This is a genomic window from Achromobacter sp. JCM 18799, from assembly GCF_055395645.1.
Genome location: NZ_AP043866.1, coordinates 5,734,270 through 5,752,993, shown reverse-complemented (window position 1 = coordinate 5,752,993; position 18,724 = coordinate 5,734,270). Strand labels below are relative to the sequence as shown.

At 67.7% G+C, this 18,724-nt stretch carries 15 protein-coding genes; 14 read left to right on the top strand and 1 reads right to left on the bottom strand.

Translation table 11 applies throughout. The features are described 5' to 3' along the window. Window positions 1–54 precede the first annotated feature (54 nt). The 14 genes from ACZ5YA_RS27110 to ACZ5YA_RS27045 all read left to right on the top strand — a co-directional run bounded on the left by ACZ5YA_RS27110 (window position 55) and on the right by ACZ5YA_RS27045 (window position 17,569). Complete coding sequence (locus ACZ5YA_RS27110; protein WP_464091473.1) at window positions 55–2,277, top strand: thiamine pyrophosphate-dependent enzyme; 2,223 nt, start codon at window positions 55–57, stop codon at window positions 2,275–2,277. Between the two features lie 13 nt (window positions 2,278–2,290). Next, window positions 2,291–3,835, top strand: coding sequence for an indolepyruvate oxidoreductase subunit beta family protein (locus ACZ5YA_RS27105; protein ID WP_464091472.1), 1,545 nt, complete (start codon window positions 2,291–2,293; stop codon window positions 3,833–3,835). A gap of 26 nt (window positions 3,836–3,861) precedes the next feature. After that, window positions 3,862–4,839 (top strand): PDR/VanB family oxidoreductase, encoded by a 978-nt coding sequence (locus tag ACZ5YA_RS27100; RefSeq protein WP_059371600.1) that lies wholly within the window; start codon window positions 3,862–3,864, stop codon window positions 4,837–4,839. Between the two features lie 23 nt (window positions 4,840–4,862). Then, window positions 4,863–6,182: an aromatic ring-hydroxylating dioxygenase subunit alpha gene (locus ACZ5YA_RS27095; RefSeq protein WP_059371599.1), complete on the top strand. Its 1,320-nt coding sequence runs from the start codon at window positions 4,863–4,865 to the stop codon at window positions 6,180–6,182. Further along, on the top strand, window positions 6,179–6,670 hold the full coding sequence (locus ACZ5YA_RS27090; RefSeq protein ID WP_059371598.1) for an aromatic-ring-hydroxylating dioxygenase subunit beta: 492 nt from the start codon (window positions 6,179–6,181) through the stop codon (window positions 6,668–6,670). The genes ACZ5YA_RS27095 and ACZ5YA_RS27090 overlap by 4 nt, the downstream gene beginning before the upstream one ends. A gap of 9 nt (window positions 6,671–6,679) precedes the next feature. Further along, the gene (locus ACZ5YA_RS27085; protein WP_306634077.1) at window positions 6,680–8,314 is read left to right on the top strand and encodes an AMP-binding protein; all 1,635 of its coding nucleotides are present in this window, start codon (window positions 6,680–6,682) and stop codon (window positions 8,312–8,314) included. Then, entirely contained in the window at window positions 8,311–9,477 is a 1,167-nt protein-coding gene (locus tag ACZ5YA_RS27080; RefSeq protein ID WP_059371596.1) for a thiolase family protein, read from the top strand. Before ACZ5YA_RS27085 ends, ACZ5YA_RS27080 begins: the two co-directional genes overlap by 4 nt. Further along, the gene (locus ACZ5YA_RS27075; RefSeq protein WP_464091471.1) at window positions 9,474–10,715 is read left to right on the top strand and encodes an SDR family NAD(P)-dependent oxidoreductase; all 1,242 of its coding nucleotides are present in this window, start codon (window positions 9,474–9,476) and stop codon (window positions 10,713–10,715) included. The genes ACZ5YA_RS27080 and ACZ5YA_RS27075 overlap by 4 nt, the downstream gene beginning before the upstream one ends. A gap of 43 nt (window positions 10,716–10,758) precedes the next feature. Beyond that, a complete protein-coding gene (locus tag ACZ5YA_RS27070) occupies window positions 10,759–11,544 on the top strand; it encodes a cyclase family protein (protein WP_059371594.1) in 786 nt (261 codons plus the stop codon). A gap of 62 nt (window positions 11,545–11,606) precedes the next feature. Further along, window positions 11,607–12,335 (top strand): SDR family NAD(P)-dependent oxidoreductase, encoded by a 729-nt coding sequence (locus tag ACZ5YA_RS27065; protein ID WP_464091470.1) that lies wholly within the window; start codon window positions 11,607–11,609, stop codon window positions 12,333–12,335. A 188-nt stretch (window positions 12,336–12,523) separates the two neighbouring features. Further along, window positions 12,524–13,675, top strand: coding sequence for an ABC transporter substrate-binding protein (locus ACZ5YA_RS27060; protein ID WP_118932375.1), 1,152 nt, complete (start codon window positions 12,524–12,526; stop codon window positions 13,673–13,675). 311 nt (window positions 13,676–13,986) lie between these two features. Then, entirely contained in the window at window positions 13,987–15,027 is a 1,041-nt protein-coding gene (locus ACZ5YA_RS27055) for a branched-chain amino acid ABC transporter permease (protein ID WP_059371591.1), read from the top strand. Continuing rightward, window positions 15,024–16,817, top strand: a complete 1,794-nt coding sequence (locus ACZ5YA_RS27050) for a branched-chain amino acid ABC transporter ATP-binding protein/permease (protein ID WP_059371590.1) — start codon at window positions 15,024–15,026, stop codon at window positions 16,815–16,817. The genes ACZ5YA_RS27055 and ACZ5YA_RS27050 overlap by 4 nt, the downstream gene beginning before the upstream one ends. Further along, window positions 16,817–17,569, top strand: a complete 753-nt coding sequence (locus tag ACZ5YA_RS27045; RefSeq protein WP_059371589.1) for an ABC transporter ATP-binding protein — start codon at window positions 16,817–16,819, stop codon at window positions 17,567–17,569. Before ACZ5YA_RS27050 ends, ACZ5YA_RS27045 begins: the two co-directional genes overlap by 1 nt. Window positions 17,570–17,602: 33 nt before the next feature. Here ACZ5YA_RS27045 and ACZ5YA_RS27040 read toward each other — a convergent pair whose 3' ends face one another. Next, complete coding sequence (locus ACZ5YA_RS27040) at window positions 17,603–18,538, bottom strand: glycosyltransferase family 2 protein (protein WP_280016754.1); 936 nt, start codon at window positions 18,536–18,538, stop codon at window positions 17,603–17,605. Between the last annotated feature and the right edge of the window lie 186 nt (window positions 18,539–18,724).

Sequence of the window (18,724 nt, the reverse complement as noted above, 5' to 3'; positions counted from 1 at the left end):
CTGCAAAGCAGCAACCATTGAGGACCCGCAGGCCGGGCCGCGAAGGAGTGCCAGATGGCTGAAAGGTCTTTCAAGAAAGAAGTCCAGCAGTTGCGCATCGGCGCGGGCGAAGAGTTCCGCGGAGAAGGCATTCTTGCGGTCACCAAGGCCTTGCTGCAGTCCGGCGTGGGCTACGTCGCGGGCTATCAGGGTTCGCCGATCTCGCATCTGATGGACGTGCTGGCCGACGCCAACGACATCCTCCAGGAACTGGGCGTGCACTTCGAGGCCAGCGCCTCCGAAGCCACCGCGGCGGCCACGCTGGCCGCCTCGGTCATGTATCCGATCCGCGGCGCGGTCACCTGGAAGTCCACCGTGGGCACCAACGTCGCGTCCGACGCGCTGGCCAACCTGGCTTCCGGCGGCGTCACCGGCGGCTCGCTGGTCATCGTGGGCGAGGATTACGGCGAAGGTTCTTCCATCATGCAGGAACGCTCGCACGCGTTCGCCATGAAGTCGCAGATCTGGCTGCTGGATCCGCGCCCCAATCTGGAAAGCATGGTCAAGGCGGTGGAAGACGGCTTCGAACTGTCCGAAGCCAGCAAGACGCCCGTGATGCTGCAGCTGCGCATCCGCGGCTGCCACGTGCACGGCCGCTTCATCGCCAAGGAAAACAAGCGTCCCGCCTTCTCGCTGGCGCAGGCGCTGGAAAGCCCGGCGCGCGACACCAGCCGCATCGTGCTGCCGCCTGCCTCCTTCCTGCATGAGCAGGAAAAGATCAAGGAACGCTGGCCCGCCGCCATCCGCTACATCAAGGAGCACAAGCTCAACGAGCACTTCGACGGCGACCAGGACGATATCGGACTGATCCTGCAAGGCGGCCTCTACAACGGCGTCATCCGCGCCTTGCAACTGCTGGGCCTGGCCGACAATTTCGGCAACAGCCGCATCCCGCTGTACGTCATGAACGTGACGTACCCGGTGATCGAGGACGAGGTCATCGATTTCTGCCGCGGCAAGCGCGCCGTGCTGCTGCTGGAAGAAGGCCAGCCGGACTACATCGAACAGAACCTGCACGCCGTGCTGCGCCGCGCCGGCATCGACACCAAGCTGTCCGGCAAGGACGTGCTGCCGATGGCGGGCGAATACACCACCCAGGTCATGCGCGACGGTCTGCGCGAATTCCTCAAGCGGCAGCGCCCGGAATCGCTGCAGACGCACCCCGCCGCCACCGCCGACGCCCAGGCCGCGGCAAGCCAGCTCCAGATCACCGAAGTGGCGCGGCCCAAGCCCGCGCGTCCGGCCGAGCAGCCCATCACCTTCCACAAGCACGTCGAAGGCCTGGCGGCCGTGGTGCCGCCGCGGCCCGCGGGCTTCTGTACGGGCTGTCCGGAAAGGCCGATCTTCTCGGCCCTGACCCTGGCGCAGGAAACGCTGGGCCAGCACCACATCTCCTGCGACATCGGCTGCCACCTGTTCTCGATCCTGCCGCCGTTCAACCTGGGCGCCACCACCATGGGCTACGGCCTGGGCGCCTCCAGCGCGGCGGCCTTCAACGTGCCGGCCGCCAAGCGCCCCATCTCCATCATGGGCGACGGCGGCTTCTGGCATAACGGACTGTCCTCCGGCATCGGCAACGCGGTGTTCAACAAGTACGACGGCGTCATCGTCATCGTCGACAACTTCTACGCCTCGGCCACGGGCGGGCAGGACATCCTGTCCTCGCGCGCCGAAAATCCGGACCGCTCCACCAACAACCCCATCGACCAGGCCGTGCGCGGCGTGGGCGTGAAGTGGGTGCGCACGCTGGACCGCACCTATGACGTGGCCAAGGTGCGCGCCACCATCGAAGAGGCGCTGACCACCGACATCAAGGGTCCCAAGGTCATCATCGCGCAATCGGAATGCATGCTGAACAAGCAGCGCCGCATCAAGCCGCTGTTCAACAAGGCGGTGAAGGAAGGCAAGCGGGTGGTGAAGGAACGCTTCGGCGTGGACCCCGACGTCTGCACCGGCGACCACGCCTGCATCCGCCTGTCGGGCTGTCCGTCGTTGACGGTCAAGGACAGCGGCGACCCCTTGAAGGAAGATCCGGTGGCGCACGTGGAAAGCAGCTGCGTGGGCTGCGGCAACTGCGGCGAAGTCGCCCATGCCGCGGTGCTCTGCCCCTCCTTCTACCGCGCCGACATCGTCCACAACCCGACCGGCCGCGACCGTTTCCTGGCGCGCATGCGCACCGCCGTCATCGGCTTCCTGCAACGGCGCCGCGCCGCGCGCCTGGCCCACCACGCCCTCTGAGGATTCCAGTTCCATGAACCCGGCCGCTATGCAACAAGCCAATCCGATCAAGATCGCCATCCTGGCCATGGGCGGCCAGGGCGGCGGCGTGCTGGCCGACTGGATCGTCGACATGGCCGAGCACGCCGGCTGGTGGGCCCAGACCACCTCGGTGCCGGGCGTGGCCCAGCGCACCGGCGCCACCATCTACTACCTGGAACTGCTGCCCGAAGCCGAAGTGCAGCGCGCCGGACGGCAACCCGCGCTGGCGCTGATGCCCACCCCGGGCGACGTCGACCTGGTGGTCGCCGCAGAACTGATGGAAGGCGGCCGCGCCATCCAGCGCGGACTGGTCACGCCGGAACGCACCGTGCTGCTGACTTCTTCGCACCGCAGCTACGCCGTCAGCGAAAAATCCGCGCCCGGCAACGGCATCGCCGATCCCAACAAGGTGCTGGAAGCGGGCCGCGCCGCGGCCAAACGCTTCCTCTGCTTCGACCTGCAGGACCTGGCCGACCGCGCCGGCAGCGTCATCAGCGCCAGCCTGTTCGGCGCGGTGGCCGGCAGCGGCGCCCTGCCCTTCTCGCGCGACGACTTCGAAGCCACGGTGCGGCGCGCCGGCCTGGGCGTGGAAGCCAGCCTGCGCGCCTTCGCGCTGGGCTACGAGTCCGCCGACCAGGCGCCCGCGCAGCCGGCTCCCATCGATCTGGCGCGGCCGGTGCCGACCGTGCCGGAACGCGCCGCCAGCCCCAAGGCGCAGGCCCTGCTGGACACGATCAAGCGCGACTTTCCCGCCTGTGCGCAGCCCATGCTGGCCGCGGGCACGCGCCGCCAGATCGAATTCCAGGACCTGGCCTATGCCGCCGAGTACCTGCGCCACATGAAGGCCATCCGCGACCTGGACGCCGCGCATGGCGGCGAGGCCCGGCAATGGGCGCTGACCTGTGCCGCCGCGCGCTACGTGGCCACGGCCATGGCCTACGACGACGTGATCCGCGTCGCCGACCTGAAGACCCGCGCCACGCGTTTCGACCGCGTGCGCCAGGAAGTCGGCGCGCGCCCGGACCAGCTGGTCTACACCACGGAATTCATGCACCCGCGCCTGGAAGAAATCTGCGGCACGTTGCCGGCGGGCCTGGGCCGCTGGCTCGAAGGCTCCAAGGCCTTCGGCGGCTTCGTCGAACGCCGCCTGGGCCACGGCCGCCGCATGCAGAGCGGCACGCTGGGCGGATTCCTGATGCTTTACACCCTGGCGGGCATGCGGCGCTTCCGCCGCAGCACGCTGCGCCATCAGACCGAGGCCGCCGGCCTCGCGCAATGGCTGGACCTGATCGCCCGCCTGGCCCCGCGCGACTACGCGCTGGCCGTCGAAACCGTCAATTGCCGCCGCCTGGTCAAGGGCTATAGCGACACCCACGTGCGCGGCGGCGGCAAGTACCGCCAGCTGATCGCCGCGGCGGAACAACTGGCCGGCCGGCCCGACGCCGCCGAGACGCTGCGTTCGCTGCGCGAAACCGCGCTGGCCAACGAAAAATGCGGCCCCATGGAACGCCAGCTGGCTGAAAAGCTGGCGGCCTGAGACAAGCAAAGATAGGGACAAACGCCGTGCAGACACTGAAACTCATCGTCCGGGAAGTCCGGCAGGAATCGCCGCTGATCCGCTCGTTCCGGCTGGCGCGCGAGGACGCCGGCCCCCTGCCCGCCTTCGGACCGGGCGCGCACCTGAAGGTGACGGTGCCGGGCCTGCGCGAGCCGCGCTGCTATTCGCTGGTGCAGTTGGCGCCGGAAGCCGGCAAGTTCGCCCAGCCCGCGGAATACCGGCTCGGCGTGCGCCTGGAGGAAACCAGCCAGGGCGGCTCGCGCCACATGCATGCGCTGGCCGAGGGCGACACGCTCACGGTCGAAGGCCCGAAGAACGATTTCCCGCTGCACGAATCGCCTGCCGGCGACGAACCCGTGGTGCTGATCGCGGGCGGCATCGGCATCACACCGGTGGCCTCCATGGCCGCCGCGCTCAAGGCCGCGGGCCGCGCCTTCCATTTGCATTACTGCGGCCGCAGCAAGGACCAGCTGGCCTTCCTGCCCGAACTGCAGGCCCTGGCCGGCGATGACCTGAGCCTGCACGCCGACGACGATCCGTCCTGCCGCTTCGACCTGCAGGCTCTGCTGGCCGCGTCATCGCCGCGCCAACACCTGTACGTCTGCGGCCCCAAGGGCCTGATCGACGCGGTCATCCAGGGCGCGCACGCGCGCCACTGGCCCGACGCCCATATCCATTTCGAACTCTTCGCCACCGCCGCGCCGCAGGCCGGCGACCAGCCCTTCGAAGTCGAGCTGCGCCAGTCCGGCCGGGTGCTGACCATCCCCGCCGACAAGACCATCATCGACGTCATGGAAGAAGAAGGCTGCGACCCGATGTACGACTGCAAGCGCGGCGAATGCGGCGTCTGCCAGGCCACCGTGCTGGAAGGCGAACCCGACCACCGCGACTACTACCTCTCGGACACCGAGAAGGCCAGCGGCAAGATCATCCAGATCTGCATCTCGCGCGCGAAATCGGCGCGCCTGGTGCTGGACCTGTAGCCCCGACGCAAGGAAGCGCCATCATGGCCAAATACCGCGACAACCCCGACGCCATCCGCGCCCTGCTGCGCGACACCGAGGTGCACAAGGACCTGTTCATCGACCAGGAGCTGTTCGAGCTGGAGATGGAGCGCCTGTACGCCAACACCTGGGTCTACGTCGGCCACGACAGCCAGGTTCCCAATCCGGGCGACTACATCACCACCACGGTGGGCAACCAGCCGGTGGTGATGGTGCGCCACAGCGACCGCACGGTGCGGGTGCTGCACAACCGCTGCCCGCACAAGGGCACCATGGTGGCGGGCGACGCCTGCGGCAACACCGGCAAGTTCTTCCGCTGCCCCTATCACGCCTGGACCTTCAAGACCGACGGCAGCCTGCTGTCCATCCCGCTGAAGAAGGGCTACGAGAACACCGGCCTGGAAAACTGCGAAGCGAGCCAGGGCATGGCCGCCGTGAAGGACGTGAAGAACCATCGCGGCTTCGTGTTCTGCCGCCTGAACCCGGAAGGCCAGTCCTTCGAGGACTTCTTTGGCGAGTCCCTGTCCACCCTGGACAACATGGTGGACCGCTCGCCCGAAGGCCGGCTGGAAGTCGCCGGCGGCGTGCTGCGCTACATGCACCGCTGCAACTGGAAGATGCTGGTCGACAACCAGACCGACACCTGCCACCCGATGGTGGCGCACGAGTCCTCGGCAGGCACCGCCGTGAAGGTCTGGGAACAGGCGCCGGAAGGCACGCCCAAACCCATGGCCGTCGAGTTGTTCGCGCCCTTCATCTCGCCTTACGAGTTCTTCGAGAACATGGGCATCCGCGTGTGGGAGAACGGCCACGGCCATACCGGCGTGTCGGACTCCATCCATGCCTCGTATTCCGGCATTCCGGGCTACTGGGACTCCATGGTGGCGGCCTACGGCGAGGACCGCGCCAAGCAGATCCTGGGCGACGTGCGCCACAACACCGTGTATTTCCCCAACATCATGGTCAAGGGCCCGATCCAGACGCTGCGCGTGTTCAAGCCGATCGCCGCCGACCGCACGTTGGTGGAGTCCTGGACCTTCCGCCTGGTGGGCGCGCCCGACCTGCTGCTGGAGCGCACGCTCATGTACAACCGCCTCATCAACGCGCCGACCTCGGTGGTCGGGCACGACGACCTGGAAATGTACGAGCGCGCCCAGGACGGCCTGCAATCGCGGGCGCGGGACTGGGTCAACGTGGGCCGACTGTACTCGCCCGACGAGGTCGGCCAGAAGAACGTCGCCACCAATGGCACCAATGAATGGCAGATGCGCAACCAGTACCGCGCATGGGGCCGCTACATGACCGGAGCGGAGTCGGTATGAGCGCAAGCGACCGCGAGTTGATCGATTTTGTCTACGCCGAGGCGCGCATGCTGGACGAGCTGCGCTTCGAGGACTGGCTGAACCTGTACACCGAAGACGGCTATTACTGGATGCCGCTGGCCCATGGCCAGACCGATCCCAAGCTGCACGCCTCGCTCATGTACGAAGACAAGCTGCTGCTGCGCGTGCGCGTCGAGCGCCTGGCCGGCCAGCGCACGTTCTCGCAACAGCCCAAGAGCCGCTGCCATCACCTGCTGCAGGCGCCCACGGTGGAACACGGCCATCCCGATGCCGCCCCCGCCGAAGGCCGCCACGTGGTGCGCACCGCCTTTCATTACGTCGAGACGCGGCAGGACGCGCAGACGCTGTACGCGGGCTGGGCCACCCACCATCTGGTGGAGCGGGACGGCGCGCTGCGCATCCGGCTCAAGCGCGTGGACCTCGTCAACTGCGACGCGGCCTTCGGCAATATCCAATTGTTCATGTAGGAGCGGCTTGTGAGCACCACGGTCCATCAGGCATTCCGCGACACCGCGGCCCGCTACGGCGCCCAGCCCTTCCTGTGCATCCTGCCGGAAACGGCGCAGGCCTACGGCATCGCCGCGGGCGAACTGAGCTACGCCCAGGCCGCCGAGGCCATCGAAGCCCTGCGCACGGCCTATGCCCGCGCCGGCTACGGCCACGGCCACCGCGCCGGCCTGCTGCTGGAAAACCGCCCTGCCTTCTTCCTGCACTGGTTCGCGCTGAACGCGTTGGGCGTGTCGGTGGTGCCCATCAACCCCGACCTGCGCGCAGCGGAACTGGAATACCTGACGGGCCACTCCGAGATCGCGCTGGCCGTGGCGCTGCCCGAGCGCCACGCCGACCTGCTGGCCGCCGCAACGCGCGCCGGCCGCGAACTGCGCGTGATGGGTCCCGATGATGCCCCTCCCGCCGCACCGTTCGCCGCGCCGCTGGCGGGCCGCGAGCCCGATGTCCTGACCGAATGCGCCCTGCTCTACACGTCCGGCACTACCGGGCGGCCCAAGGGTTGCATCCTGCCCAACCGCTATTTCCTGCACGCCGGAGGCTGGTACGCCCGCATCGGCGGCTTGTGCGAGCTGCGCCCGGGACAGGAACGCATGCTGACGCCGCTGCCCCTGGTCCACATGAACGCCATGGCGTATTCGGCCATGGCCATGCTGCTGACCGGCGGCTGCCTGATCCCGCTGGACCGCTTCCACCCGAAGACCTGGTGGGACAGCGTGCGCGACTCGGGCGCGACGGTGCTGCACTACCTGGGCGTCATGCCCGCCATCCTGATGAAGGCCGAACCTTCGGCCCGCGACAAGCAGCCTGCCATCCGCTTCGGCTTCGGCGCGGGCGTGGACCGCAAGCTGCACCAGCCCTTTGAAGAGCGCTTCGGCTTTCCGCTGCTGGAAGCCTGGGCCATGACAGAGACCGGCGCGGGCGCCGTCATCATCGCCAACCATGAGCCGCGCCACATCGGCAGCAGCTGCTTCGGCCGCGAGGAAGACGACGTGCTGGTGCGCATCGTCGCCGACTCCGGCTTGGAGGCCGCCGCCGGCGAACCGGGCGAACTGCTGGTGCGCCACGCCGGCGACGACCCGCGCTACGGCTTCTTCGCCGGCTACCTCAAGGACGAGGACGCGACCTCCCAGGCCTGGGAAGACGGCTGGTTCCATACCGGCGACATCGTGCGCCGCGACGCCGATGGCGCGCTGCGCTTCGTGGACCGCAAGAAGAACGTGATCCGCCGCAGCGGCGAGAACATCTCCGCCGTGGAAGTGGAAAGCGTGCTGCTGCAGCATCCGCTGGTGAAGGCCGTGGCGGTCGCCGCCGTGCCCGACGCGGTGCGCGGCGACGAAGTGCTGGCCTGCGTGGTGCCCGAGAGCCTGCCGGCCGAGGGCGCCGCAATGGCCGAGGCCGCGCGCAGCATCGTGCAATGGAGCCTGGAACAACTGGCCTATTACAAGGCCCCCGGCTACGTCGCCTTCGTCGACAGCCTGCCGCTGACCACCACCAACAAGATCCAGCGCGGCGAAATGAAAGCCCTGGCGCCCACGCTGCCCGGCACGGCCCGCTGCGTGGACACCGGCCACATGAAGAAACGCCAGGAGCCCGCGCGATGAGCCGCCTGGGCTATGACGGCGTGGTGGCGGCCCTGCCCGTCACGATTCCGTACGAACGCTATTCCACCCATGCCGCCCACTGGTGGCTGGGGCGGGCGCTGGGCGCGCTGATCCGCCAGGCCGGCATCGCCAAGACCGAGGTGGACGGACTGTGCGTGTCCAGCTTCACGCTGGCCCCCGACACTGCCGTCGGCCTGGTGCAGCACCTGGGCATGAGCCCGCGTTGGCTGGACCACATCCCCATGGGCGGCGCCAGCGGCGTGGCCGCCTTGCGCCGCGCGGCCCGCGCCGTGCAGGCAGGCGACGCCAGCATCGTCGCCTGCATCGCCGGCGACACCAACCACGTGGACTCGTTCCGCAACACGGTCAGCCAGTTCTCGCGCTTCGCGCAGGACGCCGTCTATCCCTATGGCGCGGGCGGACCCAACGCCAGCTTCGCGCTGCTGACCGCCAACTACATGCGCACGACCGGCGCCACCCGCGAGGACTTCGGCAAGCTGTGCGTGGCGCAGCGCGACAACGCCCTGCGCTATCCGCACGCGCTGATGAAAAAGCCGCTGACGCTGGCCCAGTATCTGGACGCCCGCGTCATCACCGACCCGATACACCTGTTCGATTGCGTGATGCCTTGCGCCGGCGCCGACGGCTTCCTGGTCATGAGCGAAGACCGGGCGCGCGCGCTGAACCTGCCCTACGCCCGCATCCTGTCGACCATCGAACGCCACAACGCCTGGATCGAGGACCCGATCCAGACGCGCGGCGGCTGGACCGTGGACCTGGACGAGCTCTACGGCCAGGCTGGCGTTCAACCCGGCGACATGGATTTCCTGCAGGCCTACGACGACTACCCCGTCATCAACCTGATGCAGATCGAAGACCTGGGCTTCTGCCCCAAAGGCGAGGCGCCGGACTTCGTGCGCCGCCACAGCTTCACCGTGGACGGCAGCTTTCCCTTCAACACCAATGGCGGCCAGCTGTCGGTAGGCCAGGCCGGCGCGGCCGGCGGCTATCTGGGCATGGTCGAGGCGCTGCGCCAGCTGAGCGGCACGGCCGGCGGCACGCAGGTAGCCGACGCCCGCCTCGGCATGGTGAGCGGCTTCGGCATGATCAATTACGACCGCGGGCTGTGCACCGCCGCGGCCATCCTGGGGAGCCACGCATGACCGAACCCTTGGCCAAGCCGCCCCGCAAGAATCCGATCGCCCGCACCCGCCAGCCGACGCTGCCGCCGGGCTGGCGCAGCCGCAGCGCGCTTGGGCTGACCGCCGCCGCCGCCGAGGGCCGCTTCGACCTGCAGACCTGCGCCGACTGCGGCGCGGTCCAGTACCCGCCCCGCGAGGTCTGCGGCCAATGCCTGTCCGAGCATCTGCCCTGGCGTCCGGCCGATCCCAGCGGCGTGCTGCTGGTCAGCACCATCCTGCATCACAGCAACGACCTGTATTTCCGCGAACGCCTGCCCTGGCGCGTGGGCACGGTGCGCATGACGGCCGGGCCCTCGGTGGTGGCGCACGTGCACCAGGACTGCGCCGACGGCGACCGCGTGCGCCTGGCGCTGAAGCTGGACCGCAGCGGCCAGGCCGTGATGATCGCCCTGCCTGAAAGGAATACGCCCAACATGGAAGACGACAAGACCCTGCGCGAAACCTCGTGCGATCCGAAGTTCCGCCGCGCGCTCGTCACCGACGGCAAGTCGGCGGTGGGCCAGGCGGTGGCACGCGCCCTGCTGGACGCTGGCTGCCCGACCGTGTTCCTGGGCGACCCGCAGGCCTGGAAGCGCGACGCCGCCTACGACGCGCTGGCGGCCGACCCGCGCGTGCAGGCGGTGGTGCTGGACGTGACCGATACCGATTCGGTCGAACGCGTCGCCGCCTCCATCGGCGGCAAGGTCGAGATCCTGGTGAATACCGCCGACCTGGAACGCGAAGGCGGGCTGCTGAACCGCAAGGACGTGAATACGGCGCGCGACGCCATGGATGTGAACGTGCTGGGGCTGATGCGGCTGGCGCAAAGCTTCGGCCCGGCCCTGTGCGGACGCGCCGCGGACGGCGTGAACAGCGCCACGGCCTGGGTCAACGTGCTGTCGATCTACGCCCACATGAACCTGCCGTCGCGCGGCATGTGGTCGGCGTCCAAGGCGGCCGCGCTGTCCCTGGCGCAATGCCTGCGCGCCGAGATGCGCGGCGCGGGCGTGCGGGTGGTGAACGTGTTCCCCGGGCCGGTGGATCACGAATGGGAGCAGCGCACGCCGCCCCCGCGCGTGGCGCCTGCGGCGATCGCCACCGCCATCGTGCGCGCGTTGAAGGATGGCATCGAGGACGTCTATGTCGGCGATGTCGCGCAGGAATTCCGCGCCCGGCTGGCGGAGAACCCCAAGGGACTGGAACGGGAACTGGGAGCCTGACGGCCCGCCGCCCCGACAACGCACGAACCTAAAGGAACAGCACATGAGCCAAAACATTCTTGCCCAATTCATGGCCGAACTGGTGTCCGGCCGCATCCGCGTGGTGGACCTGACCGAGACGCTGACGCCGGAATTCCCGACCATCGTGCTGCCGCCGGAGTTCGGCCAGGCCTGGCCGTTCCGCATCGAGGAGATCTCGCGCTACGACGAGCGCGGCCCCGCCTGGTACTGGAACAACTTCTCGTGTTCCGAGCACACCGGCACCCACTTCGACGCGCCGGCCCACTGGGTCACGGGCAAGGACCTGCCCGACAACACGGTGGACACGATTCCCATCGAGGCCTTCATCGCCAGCGCCTGCGTCATCGACTGCTCGGCGGAGTCCCGCGACAACCCGGACTTCCTGCTGACCATCGACTTCGTGAAAAAGTGGGAAGAGCAACACGGCCGCATCCCCGCGCGCTCCTGGGTGCTGATGCGCACCGACTGGTCCAAGCGCGCCAAGCCCGCCGACTACCTGAACCTGCAGGAAGACGGCGCGCACTCGCCCGGCCCGGACGCCGAAGTGGTGCCATGGCTGATCAAGGAGCGCGACGTGCACGGTTTCGGCACCGAGTCGATCGGCACGGATACCGGCCAGGCCCATCACCTGAATCCGCCCTATCCCTGCCACTACTACATGCACGGCAACAACCGCTACGGCCTGCAATGCATGACCAACCTGGACCAGCTGCCGCCCACCGGCGCGGTGATCTTCTCGGCGCCGCTCAAGATCCGCAGCGGCTCGGGCAGCCCGCTGCGCGTGCTGGCGCTGGCGCCCAAGGCCTAAGCCGGCCGCACCTGAGCCGGCCGCGCCTGAGCCGGTCTCACGACAACAACAGGGGGATATCCATGACGCACACCAACGTCGCCATCGTCACCGGCGGCAGCGCCGGCATCGGCGCCGAAATCTGCCGCAGCATGCTGGACGCAGGCTACGAAGTGATTTCCATGGCGCGCCGCGCCACCGACTTCAGCCACCCGCGCCTGCACAACGTGCAGGTGGACCTGCTGGACGCCGAGGCCACCGCGCAAGCGGGCGCCGAAGCCGCCGCCCGGTTTCCCATCAGCCACGTCATCCACAACGCCGGCGTCATCTGGCCCAACCTGCTGCCGCAGGTCACGCAGGAAGAACTGCACGGCCTGACCCAGATCCACCTGGGCGCGGCCATCAGCCTGGTGCAGGCCGCCCTGCCCGGCATGCAGGAGCGCAAGTTCGGCCGCATCGTGATGATGTCCTCGCGCGGCGCGCTGGGCCTGCCGACCCGCACCGCCTATTCGGCCACCAAGGCCGGCATGGTGGGCATGGCGCGCACCTGGTCGCTGGAGCTGGCGCCCTATGGCATCACGGTCAACGTGGTGGCTCCCGGCCCGATCCAGACCGACATGTTCTACGAGGTGATCGAGCCCGGCAGCGAACGCGAGAAACAGCTGGCAGCCGGCATACCGGTCAAGCGCCTGGGCCGCTCCGACGACGTGGCGCGCGCCGTCATGTTCTTCTCGGATCCCGCCAACAGCTTCGTCACCGGCCAGACGCTGTTCGTCTGCGGCGGCGCCAGCGTCAGCTCCATCACCATCTGAACGCGCATCGCGCGCGCTGCTTCGGGTTTTGACGGATAGGTAAGCACTGCGGACCAGGTCTACAGTGCGAGCCTGCGCACAGAAAGTTTAAGCAACAAGTATTAAAGCAAACCAAGCAAGCACAGAAGTACCGTTTTCTCCGTTTTCCAGCCGCACCCCCACCCTGCTCCCTATCCGGAGGTTTTGCCATGCTGTCGAAGAAACTCCCCCTGGCCGCTGCCGCCGCGGTAGCCGCGCTGTTCGCCCTGCCCGCCCTGGCCCAAGTCAAGGTCGGCGTCGTTACCTCATCCACCGGCCCGACGGCCCTGGTGGGGATTCCCCAGAAGAACACCGTGCCGCTGCTGCCGAAGAAGATCGGCGACCTGACCGTGGAATACATCTCGCTGGATGACGCCAGCGATTCCACCAACTCGGTGACGGCCTTCAAGAAGCTGATTTCGGAGCAGAACGTGGACGCGCTGATCGGCCCGTCGGGTTCGCCCAACGCCATGGGCGTGATCCAGTTCGCGGCCGAGGCCGGCGTGCCGATGCTGGCGCCGGTGGGCACCGCCGCCGTCGTGCTGCCCATGAACGACCAGAAGAAGTGGGTCTTCAAGACCACCCAGAACGACGACATCATTGCGCGCGCGCTGGTCGACCACATGGCCAAGACCGGCATCAAGACCGTCGGCTTCATCGGCCTGAACGATCCCTACGGCGAGAACTGGTACAAGGTCTTCTCGGGCCTGGCCGCCGAAAAGGGCATCAAGATCGCCGCCAACGAACGTTATCTGCGCTTTGACAGCTCGGTCACCGGCCAGGCGCTGAAGATCCTGGCCGCCAAGCCGGACGCCGTGTTGGTGGCCGCCCCCGGCGCCGCCAGCGTGCTGCCGCAGACCACCCTGTTCGATCAGGGTTACAAGGGCAAGTTCTACCAGACCCACGGCGCGGCCCTGCCCGACTTCCTGAAGCTGGGCGGCAAGAAGGTTGAAGGCACGGTGCTGGCCGCCAGCCTGATGCTGGTGCTGCCGGAAATGCCGGACAGCAACCCGTCCAAGAAGGTCGCTGCGGACTACATCGCCGCCTACGAAAAGCTCAACGGATCCAAGCCCGCCACCTTCGGCGCCAACGTCTACGACGCCGGCCTGCTGCTGGAAAAGGCCGTGCCGCTGGCTGAAAAGGCCGGCAAGCCGGGCACCAAGGAGTTCCGTAGCGCGCTGCGCGATGCCCTGGAACAGACCAAGGAGCTGGTCGGCACGCAAGGCGTCTACAACATGACGGCTGCCGACCACAGCGGCTTTGACGATCGCGGCCGCGAGCTCATCACCGTCAAGGACGGCGCCTGGACACTAGTGAAGTAACCCCCCCGAAGCGCTGCGCGCTTCCCCCCCAGGGGGGCATGCCAGCGGACCGGCAGAGCCCGGCTCCGCGAGGTGGGCTCCCCCCGAAGCGCTGCGCGCTTCCCCCCAGGGGGCATGCCTGCGGACCGGCAGAGCCGGCTCCGCAAGGTGGGCTCCCCCCGAAGCGCTCCGCGCTTCCCCCCAGGGGGCATGCCTGCGGACCGGCAAAGCCGGCTCCGCGGCATCCCGAGGATGCGCAGAGTTTGCTCCGTAGGCGCGCGGATGGGGAATGAGGTGCCTGGCTTGCTTGTCTGTCTTACCCGGAATTTCGCATGAATGCTCAGATTGCCCTGATACTCGGGCAGGACGGCATCACCAACGGCGCCATCTATGCGCTGCTGGCCTTGTCCATCCTGCTGGTCTTTACCGTCACCCGCGTGCTGTTCATCCCGCAAGGCGAGTTCGTCGCGTTCGGCGCGCTCACCATGGCCGCGCTGCAGGCCGGCAAGCCGGTGCTGCTGGTGTGGCTGCTGTTTGCCTTCGCGCTGGCCGAAGTCGGCGCCGATCTGCTGGCGCGGCGCAAGCGCCCCGGGCGCAACCGCGGCGCCTGGCGCATGGCGGTCAAGCTGGCCTATCCGCTGGTGCTGGCCGCGCTGTTCTACAACCTGCCGCTGGCCCAGCTGCCGATGGCCGCGCAGGCGCTGCTGACGCTGCTGCTGCTGGTGCCGATGGGACCGCAGCTGTACCGCTTGTTCTACCAGCCCATCGCGTCGGCCTCGACGCTGGTGCTGCTGATCGTCTCCATTGCCGTGCACCTGGCGCTGGTCGGCCTGGGGCTGCTGGCCTTCGGCGCGGAAGGCGCGCGCACGGCGCCGTTCAGCGACGCCAGCCTGGCGCTGGGACCGTTGAACGTCAACAGCCAGGCGCTTTGGGTGGTGGCGGTGTCGGCCCTGCTCATCGTCGTGCTCTACCAATTCTTTGAACGCTCGATGTACGGCAAGGCGCTGCGCGCAGCCGCCTTCAACCGGCTGGGCGCGCGGCTGATGGGCATTTCGCCGATCTTCGCCGGCAAGGCCACGTTCTTCCTGGCCGCGCTGATCGGAACGGTGTCGGGCATCCTGATCGCTCCGATCACCACCATGTACTTCGACTCCGGCTTCATGGTCAGCCTGAAGGGCTTCGTGGGCGCCATCATCGGCGGCCTGGTGAGCTATCCGCTGGCCGCGGCCGGCGCCATCCTGGTCGGCCTGATCGAAGCCTTCTCCTCGTTCTGGGCCAGCGCCTACAAAGAAATCATTGTGTTCACGCTGATCATCCCCGTGCTGCTCTGGCGTTCACTGAAAAGCCATCACGTCGAGGAAGAAGACGAATGAACCCGCGCCACATCCTCCTCGCATTCCTGGCGCTGCTGGCGCTGGGCCCGCTGGTGCTGCCGCCGTTCTATGTGACGCTGCTGAACTACATCGGCCTGTACGCCATGGTGGCGCTGGGCCTGGTGCTGCTGACCGGCGTCGGCGGCCTGACGAGCTTCGGGCAGGCCGCGTTCGTCGGCGTGGGCGCCTACACCACGGCGCTGCTGACCACCCGCGCGGACACGCTGCCGTCCTGGCTGGCATGGCTGGGCGCATCGCCCTGGCTGACCCTGCTGGCGGGGCTGCTGCTGACGCTGGTCATCGCCTATCTGCTGGGCGCGATCACGCTGAAGCTGTCGGGGCATTTCCTGCCGCTGGGCACCATCGCCTGGGGCCTGTCGCTGTATTTCGTCTTCGGCTCGGTCGAAGGCCTGGGCGGCCACACCGGCATCCCGGACATTCCCGCCATCAACCTGTTCGGCTGGACGCTGAACCAGGGCGACAACATCTACTACCTGATCTGGGCCTTCCTGCTGGTGGCGGTGTGGTCCACCCAGAATCTGCTGGATTCGCGCGAAGGCCGCGCCATCCGGGCGCTCAAGGGCGGCCGCGTGATGGCTGAATCGATGGGCGTCGACACGGCGCGCTCGCGCATGGTGATCTTCATCATCGCGGCGCTGCAGGCCTGCGCCTCGGGCTGGCTGTACGCGCACATGCAGCGCTTCGTGAACCCCAACCCCTTCGGCCTGCAGATGGGCATCGAATACCTGTTCATGACCGTCATCGGCGGCGCGGGGCAGGTGTGGGGCGCGCTGGTCGGCGCGGGCGTCTTCACCGTGCTCAAGCAATGGCTGCAGGACTGGATGCCCAGGCTGCTGGGCCAGACCGGCAACTTCGAGGTAATCGTGTTCGGCTTCGGCATGGTGCTGCTGCTGCACCGCGCCCGCAGCGGCCTGTGGCCGGTGCTGACGCGCTGCGTGCCGGTGAAGAAGCAGCAGCGCAAGCTGGACATGAATGCCGAGCCGCTGCCGCGCAAGCCCATGCCGCCGCGCGGCGAGGTGGTGTTGAAGGCCGTGGACGTGACCCGCAAGTTCGGCGGCCTGGTCGCCAACAACGCCATGAACCTGGAAATCCGCGCCGGCGAAGTCCTGGCGCTGATCGGTCCCAACGGCGCGGGCAAGAGCACCATGTTCAACCAGATCTCGGGCGTGGACACGCCGACTTCCGGCACGGTAACGCTGCTGGGCCATTCCGTGGCCGGCGCCGGCGCGCGCCGCATTGCGCGGCTGGGACTGTCGCGCACCTTCCAGCACGTGCGCCTGCTGGGCCGCATGAGCGTGCTGGAAAACGTGGCCATCGGCGCCCACCTGCGCGGCCATCGCGGCGTACTGCCGGCCGCCTGGCGGCTGGACCGCGCCGAAGAAGCGCGCCTGCTGGCCGAAGCCGCGCGCCAGGTCGAACGCGTGGGCCTGGGCAAGCATCTGCACGACGAGGCCGGCTCGCTGGCCCTGGGGCAACAGCGCATTCTGGAAATCGCCCGCGCGCTGGCGTCCGATCCCTGCATCCTGCTGCTGGACGAACCCGCCGCCGGCCTGCGCTACCAGGAAAAATGCGAACTGGCCGAATTGCTGAAGAAGCTGCGCGCCGAAGGCATGGCCATCCTGCTGGTGGAGCACGACATGGACTTCGTGATGGGGCTGGTGGACCGCGTGGTGGTCATGGACTTCGGCGAGAAGATCGCCGAAGGCCTGCCCGCCGAGATCCAGCACAACCCCGCGGTGCTTGAAGCCTATCTGGGCGGAGTGGAATGATGAGCGCGAAATTGCTGGAAGTGCGCGACCTGCGCGTGGCCTACGACAAGATCGAGGCCGTCTCGGGCGTCAGCCTGGAAGTGGGCGAAGGCCAGATCGTGACCGTGATCGGCCCCAACGGCGCCGGCAAGACCACGCTGCTGTCGGCCATCATGGGCGTGCTGCCGTCCAGCGGCCGGATCGTCTTCGGCGGCAAGGTGCAGGAACATGCCGAGATCGAGGAAATGGTGGCGGCCGGCATGAACCTGGTGCCTGAAAAGCGCGAGCTGTTCGCCGAGATGACGGTGGAAGACAACCTGATGCTGGGCGCGTTCCACCGTTTCCGCAGCGGCCTGCGCGACCAGGACCAGACGCTGGCCGAGGTCTATGAACTGTTTCCGCGCTTGAAGGAGCGCCGCCTCCAGCTCTCCGGCACGCTGTCCGGCGGCGAACGCCAGATGCTGGCGGTGGGCCGCGCGCTGATGGCCAAGCCCAAGCTGCTGATGCTGGACGAACCCAGCCTGGGGCTGGCGCCGCGCATCGTGCGCGAGGTGTTCCGCATCGTCACGCGCCTGCGCGAGATGGGCGTGTCCATCCTGCTGATCGAACAGAACGCCCGCGCCGCGCTGCAGGTGGCGGACTATGCCTACGTGTTGGAAACCGGCGCCGTCACGCTGGAAGGCCCGGCCGCCCAGGTGGCGGAGGACCCGCGCGTGGTCGAGGTGTATCTGGGGCTGGGGCACGGAGCCCCTGCCTCGGCGCCCGCCGCCTGAAGCACCGGCAGGGGCCTGCGTGCGCGGCAGGCTTCAGGCCACGCCGCGGCGCCTGTCGCGGCGGTACATGGCGTAGCCCAGCGGCCACAGGGCCGCGACCATGAACTTCGCCATGGGATTGGTCAGCTTGTAGGCTTGCACCGCCGTCGGCACGCCGGAGTGCTTCAGATGCAGCCGAAAGCGTGTGTAGCGCGCCGCGGCCATGATGAATTCGCGCGGGCGGTAGCGGAAGAATTCCAGGTGATGCTGCAGCATGTCCCAAGCCAGCAGGTACAGGCCTTGCGCGTTGTTGCTCACGGAAACGGCGCCCTGGCTCAGGGCGCCGGGCGTGTCGTGATAAGTCCGCACCACACGGTTGATGAAGCGGCTGAGATAACCCGCCCGCGCAATCGCCCACCACACCAGGCTTTCGGGCACAAAGCCTGCGACATCCTCGGGGAAGGGATACTTCCTGAGGATGTCGGTGCGCATACAGCCGAATTTCTCGCCTTTGATGCGATAGCGGAAATAGACGTCCACCGCCGTGCTGTCGAACACGTCCTGCGGATAGCGGTCGCCGACGATACTGCCATCGGGACGCGCGCACAGCCCGGTCACGGCCACGTAGGATTCGCGCCGCGCCGGCGGAATGCCGTCCCAGACCTCCTTGAACGTGGCCAGGGCGTCGGACGGCATTTCGTCGTCGCTGTCCAGGGCGACGATGAGTTCGCCGCGCGCCTCGCGCACGCCGCGGTTGAAGGCGGTTTTCTTGTGGCGGTTGTTCTGCCAGAAGTAGCGGATCGGAAAATCGGCGCGCGCCTGCCAGTCCAGGATGGATTCGTGGGTGTTGTCGGTGGAACCGTCGTCCACCACGACCCATTCGAAATCCCGGAAAGTCTGCCGGGAAAGCGATTCATATACCCGGTGCAGCGTGCCCGCCCGATTGTAGGTGGGCGTCAAAACAGTGAAAAAAGTTGGTGTGTCGGTCATGCCCACTGAGCCCCTTTGCGATGCGTCGAGCAAGCGCTGCGGTCTTGGTTTTGGTGTTTTCGCCTGAAGTTTAGGGGATATGCACGCGCGTTCCGGCCCTGTAAGACTCAAATTTGCAATCAAATCTGACAAAAACGACAGTTGACAGGCCGTCTCGGCACTTTATCTGCCTTGGACGCACTCCTT

Coding starts and splice junctions, on each gene's coding strand:
- ACZ5YA_RS27055 (WP_059371591.1), top strand. CDS start 13,987: ATGAATGCTCAGATTGCCCTGATACTCGGGCAGGACGGCATCACCAAC.
- ACZ5YA_RS27080 (WP_059371596.1), top strand. CDS start 8,311: ATGAGCCGCCTGGGCTATGACGGCGTGGTGGCGGCCCTGCCCGTCACG.
- ACZ5YA_RS27095 (WP_059371599.1), top strand. CDS start 4,863: ATGGCCAAATACCGCGACAACCCCGACGCCATCCGCGCCCTGCTGCGC.
- ACZ5YA_RS27090 (WP_059371598.1), top strand. CDS start 6,179: ATGAGCGCAAGCGACCGCGAGTTGATCGATTTTGTCTACGCCGAGGCG.
- ACZ5YA_RS27075 (WP_464091471.1), top strand. CDS start 9,474: ATGACCGAACCCTTGGCCAAGCCGCCCCGCAAGAATCCGATCGCCCGC.
- ACZ5YA_RS27060 (WP_118932375.1), top strand. CDS start 12,524: ATGCTGTCGAAGAAACTCCCCCTGGCCGCTGCCGCCGCGGTAGCCGCG.
- ACZ5YA_RS27045 (WP_059371589.1), top strand. CDS start 16,817: ATGAGCGCGAAATTGCTGGAAGTGCGCGACCTGCGCGTGGCCTACGAC.
- ACZ5YA_RS27105 (WP_464091472.1), top strand. CDS start 2,291: ATGAACCCGGCCGCTATGCAACAAGCCAATCCGATCAAGATCGCCATC.
- ACZ5YA_RS27040 (WP_280016754.1), bottom strand. CDS start 18,538: ATGACCGACACACCAACTTTTTTCACTGTTTTGACGCCCACCTACAAT.
- ACZ5YA_RS27065 (WP_464091470.1), top strand. CDS start 11,607: ATGACGCACACCAACGTCGCCATCGTCACCGGCGGCAGCGCCGGCATC.
- ACZ5YA_RS27110 (WP_464091473.1), top strand. CDS start 55: ATGGCTGAAAGGTCTTTCAAGAAAGAAGTCCAGCAGTTGCGCATCGGC.
- ACZ5YA_RS27070 (WP_059371594.1), top strand. CDS start 10,759: ATGAGCCAAAACATTCTTGCCCAATTCATGGCCGAACTGGTGTCCGGC.
- ACZ5YA_RS27050 (WP_059371590.1), top strand. CDS start 15,024: ATGAACCCGCGCCACATCCTCCTCGCATTCCTGGCGCTGCTGGCGCTG.